Origin of the sequence: Streptomyces otsuchiensis (assembly GCF_004305975.1) — a bacterium.
In the GTDB taxonomy this organism is placed as follows: Bacteria; Actinomycetota; Actinomycetes; order Streptomycetales; family Streptomycetaceae; genus Streptomyces; species Streptomyces otsuchiensis.
The window spans coordinates 1-6,439 of sequence record NZ_BHZI01000307.1; the positions used below are offsets into that span (position 1 = coordinate 1).

The 6,439-nt window shown below is 72.9% G+C and carries 4 protein-coding genes; 2 read left to right on the plus strand and 2 right to left on the minus strand.

Features of this window, described 5'->3' with window-relative positions; translation table 11 throughout:
- Positions 1-103: 103 nt before the first annotated feature.
- Positions 104-1,624, minus strand: a complete 1,521-nt coding sequence (locus E0D90_RS22300) for a helix-turn-helix domain-containing protein (RefSeq protein ID WP_227870406.1) — start codon at positions 1,622-1,624, stop codon at positions 104-106.
- A gap of 281 nt (positions 1,625-1,905) precedes the next feature.
- Between E0D90_RS22300 and E0D90_RS22305 the strand changes: the two genes are divergently transcribed.
- Complete coding sequence (locus E0D90_RS22305) at positions 1,906-2,091, plus strand: hypothetical protein (RefSeq protein ID WP_103502526.1); 186 nt, start codon at positions 1,906-1,908, stop codon at positions 2,089-2,091.
- Between the two features lie 466 nt (positions 2,092-2,557).
- Here E0D90_RS22305 and E0D90_RS22310 read toward each other — a convergent pair whose 3' ends face one another.
- Entirely contained in the window at positions 2,558-5,710 is a 3,153-nt protein-coding gene (locus E0D90_RS22310) for an AfsR/SARP family transcriptional regulator (protein WP_307721168.1), read from the minus strand.
- A 294-nt stretch (positions 5,711-6,004) separates the two neighbouring features.
- Between E0D90_RS22310 and E0D90_RS22315 the strand changes: the two genes are divergently transcribed.
- The gene (locus E0D90_RS22315) at positions 6,005-6,397 is read left to right on the plus strand and encodes a nuclear transport factor 2 family protein (RefSeq protein WP_103502528.1); all 393 of its coding nucleotides are present in this window, start codon (positions 6,005-6,007) and stop codon (positions 6,395-6,397) included.
- Positions 6,398-6,439 lie beyond the last annotated feature (42 nt).

A 6,439-nucleotide genomic window follows, 5' to 3' on the forward strand; every position in this document is an offset into this window, starting at 1 on the left:
GCGTGGGGTGAGGGAGTGCGGGCGTGCGAGGATGCGCCGGCGCGAGGCCGCGGGAACGGGGCGCGCCGTCAGCGGGGGAGAACGGGCGGCGGGCGGGTGCGGCTCAGGCCGTCGGGAAGGCGCGGCAGGCGGCGCGGACCAGGTGCAGCACCTGGAACCGGGTGCCCGCCGGGCCGGCGACCGTGCGCACGACCCCGCTGACCAGCAGGTCGCGCATGGTGCGACCGCAGTGGCCCAGTGGTGAGCCGGTGAGGTCCTCCACGTCGTCGAGGCTGAACTCCTCACGTTCCGAGGTGCAGAGCGCGGCCAGCAGCATCCGGTGGTCGTCCGGCAGCCGGGTCACCCGGCTGTGCAGCGCGGCGAGGTAGCGGCCCGCGTTCTCCTGGACGGCGAGGTGGTCCAGGAACGGAGTGGGGTCCTCGGCCAGCCGTCGGCGCAGCGCGGCGAGATCGTAGAGGACCAGCCAGGAGGACGCGGCCAGCAGCGCGGTGGGCAGGCCGTCCAGCCGCCGGCAGATCTCGGTGGCCGCCGCCAGATCGTCCGCGCCGGCCACAGCCCCCGGGCTCACGCGCCGCACATCGTCGAGGAAGACACGGGCCGCCGCACACTCGTGCTCGGCCTCCCCGTCGGCCGTCTCCAGCGGGGTCAGCAGGAAGACCCGTTCGCCCGGCAGCTGCCACGGTTCCTCGGAGGTGACCAGCAGACGCAGCCCGGGGCAGTCGCGCAGCAGCCGGGCCAGCCGCTCGGGACGGGTGGGAGAGCCCGGGGCGCCGTCCACCACGAGGACCGCCGGCTGGTCGCCGAGGTACTCGGCGAGGGTGGGGCCGTCCTCTCCGCAGGGGTCCGCCGGGGACGGGCCGGTGTCGCCGAGCAGACCCGCCACGCAGCGGTGCAGCACCTCGGCCAGGGCGGTCTCGGCGGAGGTCACGTAGTCGCTGCCGCCGCCCTGGGAGGGGAAGGCGAACCACAGTACGGGCAGCCGCTCCTCACGGTGCAGCAGGCCCGCCACCTCCAGTGCCAGCCGCGTCTTGCCCGAACCGGCCAACCCGACGATGTGCAGGAGGCGTTCGCTGCCGGACGCCAACTCCTCGGCGATCACCGCGATCTCACGGTCACGGCCGATGACGGCGTGCAGCGCGGTCGGCGGCGCCGGCGGGACAGCGGTGCCACCGCTCTCCGCCAGCGGGCCGAACCGCCCGTTCCTGGCTGCCTGTTGGAGCGCGTCGCGGGAGCGGGGCCCAAGCCGCAGCGCGTCGGCGATCAGCCGGACCGTTTCCGAGCGCGGTCGTCGGACGCGGTTCTGTTCCAGATCGCGGATGGCGCGGACGCTGATGGTCGAGAGGTCGGCGAGTTCCCGCTGGGTGAGCCCGATCCGGGTGCGGTGCCGGCGGATGAGCGCCCCGAGCTGCGGCAGCTCCTCAGTGGTCGAACCCCTTTGCCCGGCAGTGGAGTCTGAGCCTGTGCCGCTCGCCGGCGTCGTGGAGGACGCTGTCGCGGTGGTCGGTACCGTGGTGGGCGGTCGGTCCGGCCGGGCCGGGGTCGGGGCCGGGGCCGGCGGCGGGCTGACCGGGCTGTGAAGGCCGGAACTCCGGCCCGTCTGGCTGGTGATGGTGCTCGTCTTCACTGGTGCTCCCGCCACTCGTCCGGTCAGGTCACAGAAGATGCCGCCGGGCCGAGAACGGTGGAGTGCCCCGCGGCGTCCTGTCCCCCCTATTCCTCCACGGCGTGCTATCCGCGGGGCATCGCCGCGCCAGCAGCGGTCAGGCGCGTCCTATCACCGCCGGACGGTGGTGGCGGCTCCGCGATAGCGGGGGGATAGGCGCGGGGATAAGCCCGGGATTCCGGTGCTCCTTAGCGTGGTGACCACGAAGAACGAAGCGCACCACCGAAACAGGGAGAACCGAAATGATCAAGGTCGCCGCCTTCCGCACCGCCCTCGCCGCCGCCGCCCTCGCCGCCGCGGTCTCGGTCCTCGGTACGACCGCCGCCCACGCCGGTGAGACCGCCGAGCCGAAGGCGCCCAGCCAGCTCTCGGAGCTGGTCACCAAGCACGGCCTGATCGCCACCACGCAGAACAACCCCTGGGACTGACCCCCGACCGCACGGCAGCGCGGTGCGTCCCGCTCTTCCCCGGACCCGCGCCCACGTACCACCGCCAGTCGCCCGGGCCCCCGTGGCCGACCGCTTCGGCCGCCTCCGGGCACCGCCCGACCGGGCCGAACGTCCCAGCTGCACCTCGCACTTCACGTGACGAAGCCACGCAGGCCACGCACGCCACGTACGCCATGTGCTCCACGCACGCCGATGCCGCCGCCCGTCCGGGTGAGCACCGCGTGACTGTGCATCCCCCCCCGCCGAGCAGCGCCACCCGCGGCCACTGTCCGCCGCCCCTCGCGCCCGCCGCTTCTCGCGCCCCCACCGCGCCCGGCGACCTCGACGCAGAACGAACCCGGTTCGCCGCGCCCGCCCCTCACGTCCGCGCGCCCGCCCGTGCGCGCGGAAGGCCGGGAAGCCGCATCCGCGGCCGCCCGGTACCGCCCTCCGGCGTGGTGTCCGCTCAGCCCCCGATGGGCTCCGCCGGCGCTTCCGGCCGCAGCAGTTCCCGGGCCTCCCGCAGCTCGCTCGCCATCCGGCGGTCCTCGAACGTGGCTGCGGCGGCCTCCAACAGCTCCCGTGCCCGGGCCTGTTCGCCGTTCCGGCCGAGCAACCGCGCCAGGTCGACGCGGACCACCGCGGCGCCGCCGTGGTCCAGCATCCGCTCCCGAACGGCGAGTGCCCGGTCGAAGTAGCCGCGCGCTTTCTCGAAGTGGCCCAGTCCCGTGTGTACTTGGCCGAGGTCGCGCAGCAGGTGCCCCTCGCCGATGACGTCGCCGCCCCGCCGGCAGAGCTGGAGCACCTCGCTGAGCGTGCGCTCCGCCTGCTCGTGCTCGCCCCGCTGCAGCAGTACCTGTCCGACACGGCGCAACGTCCGGGCCTGGCCGCCCTCGTAGCCGGCGACCCGGTAGATCTCCAGCGCCTCGTCGAGCTGTTTCTGCGCCGCGTCGGTCTGCCCGTGGCGCATGCGGATGTGCGCGCTCTGGGTCAGCACGATCGCCCGGCCCACGATGTCGCCCGCCCGGTCGAAGTCGCCGAGCGCGAGCGCGTACAGTCCCAGCGCGGCGTCGTCATTGCCCCGGAACCGCTCCAGCAGGGCGAGGTCGCGCCGGCACAGTGCCAGCCCCTCGGGGTCGTCGAGTTCGGCGAAGATGGCCAGGGCGGAGCGCAGCGACTCGTGGCTCTCCTCGTGCTGGCGGCGGTTGAGATAGAGCGAACCGAGGGAACTCAGCACGGCCGCGCTGCCCCGGCGGTTGCCGGCGGCCTGTACGGCGGCCAGCGCCCGGCGGTGGGTGGACTCCCAGTGGTCGAGATAGCCGCGCACCTCGAAGAGGGTGACCAGCCCGGTCGCGAGGTCCCAGCACACCTCGTCCATCTGCTCGTCGGCGGCGTGGTCCACCGCCTGCGTCAGATTGGGGAGTTCGCTGTCCAGCCACTCCATCGGGTCGCCCAGCAACTCGTCGACGTGGTGCGCCGGCGGGTGCCAGCGCGGCGCCGTGCCGCGCAGGACGGTGTAGTCCCCGCCGTAGACCCGGCGGTGTGCCTGCTCCACCAGGGAGAGCCAGCCGCCCATCATGCGGGCCTGCGCGCCAAAACGTTCCTGCGGGTCGTCGTGGATCGCGAGACGCTCCCGTGCGAAGACCCGGATGATGTCGTGGAAGCCGTAGCGGAAACCACCGCTGGACTCCACCCCGACCACGTCCAGCATCTGCATGTCGACCAGCGGTTCCAGCAGGTCCGACGGGTACGGGCGGTCGTCGTCCAGCAGCGCGCCCGCCAGCCAGCCGGGGAGCGTCGGGCCCTGGGCCAGGCTCAGCAGCCGCATCAGCCGCTGCTCGGCCGCCCCGAGCCCGTCGTGGGTGAGGGAGAGGCTGGCCCGGATGGTCATCTCGCCGTGGGTCAGTTCGTCCAGCCGGTGCCGCTCGTTGGCGAGGCGATGCACCATCGAAGCCAGCGACCAGTGCGGACGGGCGGCCAGCCGGGCGGCGACGATGCGCAGCGCCAGCGGCAGACCGCCGACCGTGTGGATCAGGGCGAGCGCGGCCTCGCGCTCCGCGCCGACGCGCTCCGCACCGATGACGCGGCCCAGCAGCTCCAGCGCCTGTTCGCCGCCGAGCACCGGCAGTTCGACGCGATGGGCGCCCGGCAGTCCGGTCAGCCGGGCGCGGCTGGTGACCAGCACGGCGCAGGTGCGGCTGCCCGGCAGCAGCGGCCGGACCTGGCTCTCGCCGGCCGCGTCGTCCAGCACCACGAGGATGCGACGGGTGGCCAGTAAAGTCCTGTACATCTCAGCTCGTTCATCCAGGCTGTCCGGGATCATCGGGCCGGGGATGCCGAGCGCGCGCAGGAACCGGCCCAGCACCTCGGCGGGGCTGGCCGGAACGGGCCCGGCGCTGCGCAGATCGCAGTAGAGCTGTCCGTCGGGGAAGAAGCGGTCGCTGAGCCGGTGGGCCACATGGGTGGCCAGCGTGGACTTGCCGATACCGGGCTTGCCGACGATCACCGCTACTCCGACCGCCTGCCGTGCCTTGCCCCCGACCAGCACGTTCGAGATGTCCTGCACCATCTCCTCGTCACCGACGAAGTCGGAGGTGTCGGCGGGCAGTTGATGAGGGGTCTCGGTGCGGAACGCGCCGGCCGGCTCGGCGGCTGCGTCCGCCGGGGCCGCCTCCTCGCCGCTGGGCACGCCGGAGCCGCTGACGCCGCCGTGGCCGGCTGCCGAACCGGAGCCGGAACCGGAACCGGTCGGCACGGCCGACTCGGTTACGGCGCCCCGCGTCTCATTCGCTGAGATGGACGAAGCGGTCGCCATGGCGGGCGCGGCCACCGGCGGGGCGGCGGGTGAGGGCAGGGTCCGGTGGGTGGGCTCCGCGCGTAGACTCGCGTCGCCCGCGAGGATGCGCGCTTCCAGTTCCCGCAGGTCGTCGCCCGGTTCCAGGCCCAGCTCCTCGATGAGCAGCTCGCGGCCCTCACGGTAGCTGTCGAGCGCCTCGGCCTGACGTCCCGAGCGGTAGAGCGCCAGCATCAGCTGGGCGCGCAGGTCCTCCCGCATGGCGTGCTGCTGCACCAGGCGGCGGAGTTCACCGACGAGTTGGTGATGCCGGCCCAGGTCCAGCTCCAGCCGAAGCCGCGACTCCAGCGCGGTGAGCCGGTCCTCGTCCAACTGGAGTGCCTGGTTGCGCAGTTGCTCGCTGGTCACGCCACTCAAGCAGGCGCCCTGCCAGAGCTGGTCTGCGGTCCGGAACAGTTCGGCCGCCTCGCCCAGTCGCCCCTCCCGGGACAGAGTCCGGGCCTCCGCGACCTGCCGGGTGAAGACGGCGCGGTCCACCGTGTCGGGGTCGGTGTTGAGGAGGTAACCGGGCGGTCTGGTGGCGATCAGCGCGTCGATCCGCGCCGAGCTCAGGATCTTCCGCAGCCGGGAGACGCAGATCTGCACCTGGGTGCGGGCGGTGCCGGGCGGGTCGTTCTCCCAGAGCAGGTCGACCAGGAAGTCCGTGCTGACGACCCGGTTCACCTCCAGCAACAGGGCGGCCAGGATGATCTCCTGACGGCCCGGAGGTACGCGCACCGGTCCGTCCGGTCCGGTGACCTGGAGGGGGCCGAGAATCCGGAACACCTGCCGGTCTTGGCCAGAGGCCCCCGGACTCGGTGCATCTGCCATGTGTCCCCCGGTGTGCGCAATGGTGGTGAGGTCGGTGCCGACGGGTAAGCCGTAAGTCTCACCGAACGCGTGCTGCTCTGTCCATGCCAGGTGAAGATTGGGTGGCGATAGCACGGTGATAGCGCGGAGTTGTGGCGCCGCACCACGCTGTTCCCAGCCGGCGTCGCGCGCCGCCCGCGTCGGCTCTGATCAGCCGGTATCGCCTCCCGAAGACGGGGAGCGGCCGGTCACGCCGGGAGGGGAAGCCGAATGAACATCTCAGGGGATGTGCGCCCTGCGCGAAGTACGGTCGTCACCGCGGTAGGGGCGGACCATGTCCGGCTTTCGTACCACTATCTCGACATCGGGGATGTCGAGGGCTACGGCTCGCTGCTCGACGAGAACATCGAGATCGCGCAGCCCGGATCGCTCCACGGCAACGGGCGCGCGGAGGTGCTCCGCTCGCACGGAGCGCCCGACCGTCCCGCCGTGCGCCACCGGATTCACAAAATCGTCGCCGACGGTGACAGTGTGGTCGCGCTGGGGCGGCTGGTGCGGGGCACGGGTGCGCGCGTGGAGCTGGACTTCGTCGACCACTTCACCATCTCGGCGGAGGGGATGCTGCTGAGCTGTCGCAGGTACTTCCACACCGAACCCCGGTGATCGCCTCCCGGTGACGCGCTTGGGGGTGCCGGTGGGGGTGCG

Bases quoted from the DNA above. Each gene is read 5' to 3' on its own strand.
- E0D90_RS22305 (WP_103502526.1), top strand. From the start codon at position 1,906: ATGATCAAGGTCGCCGCCTTCCGCACCGCCCTCGCCGCCGCCGCCCTC.
- E0D90_RS22315 (WP_103502528.1), top strand. From the start codon at position 6,005: ATGAACATCTCAGGGGATGTGCGCCCTGCGCGAAGTACGGTCGTCACC.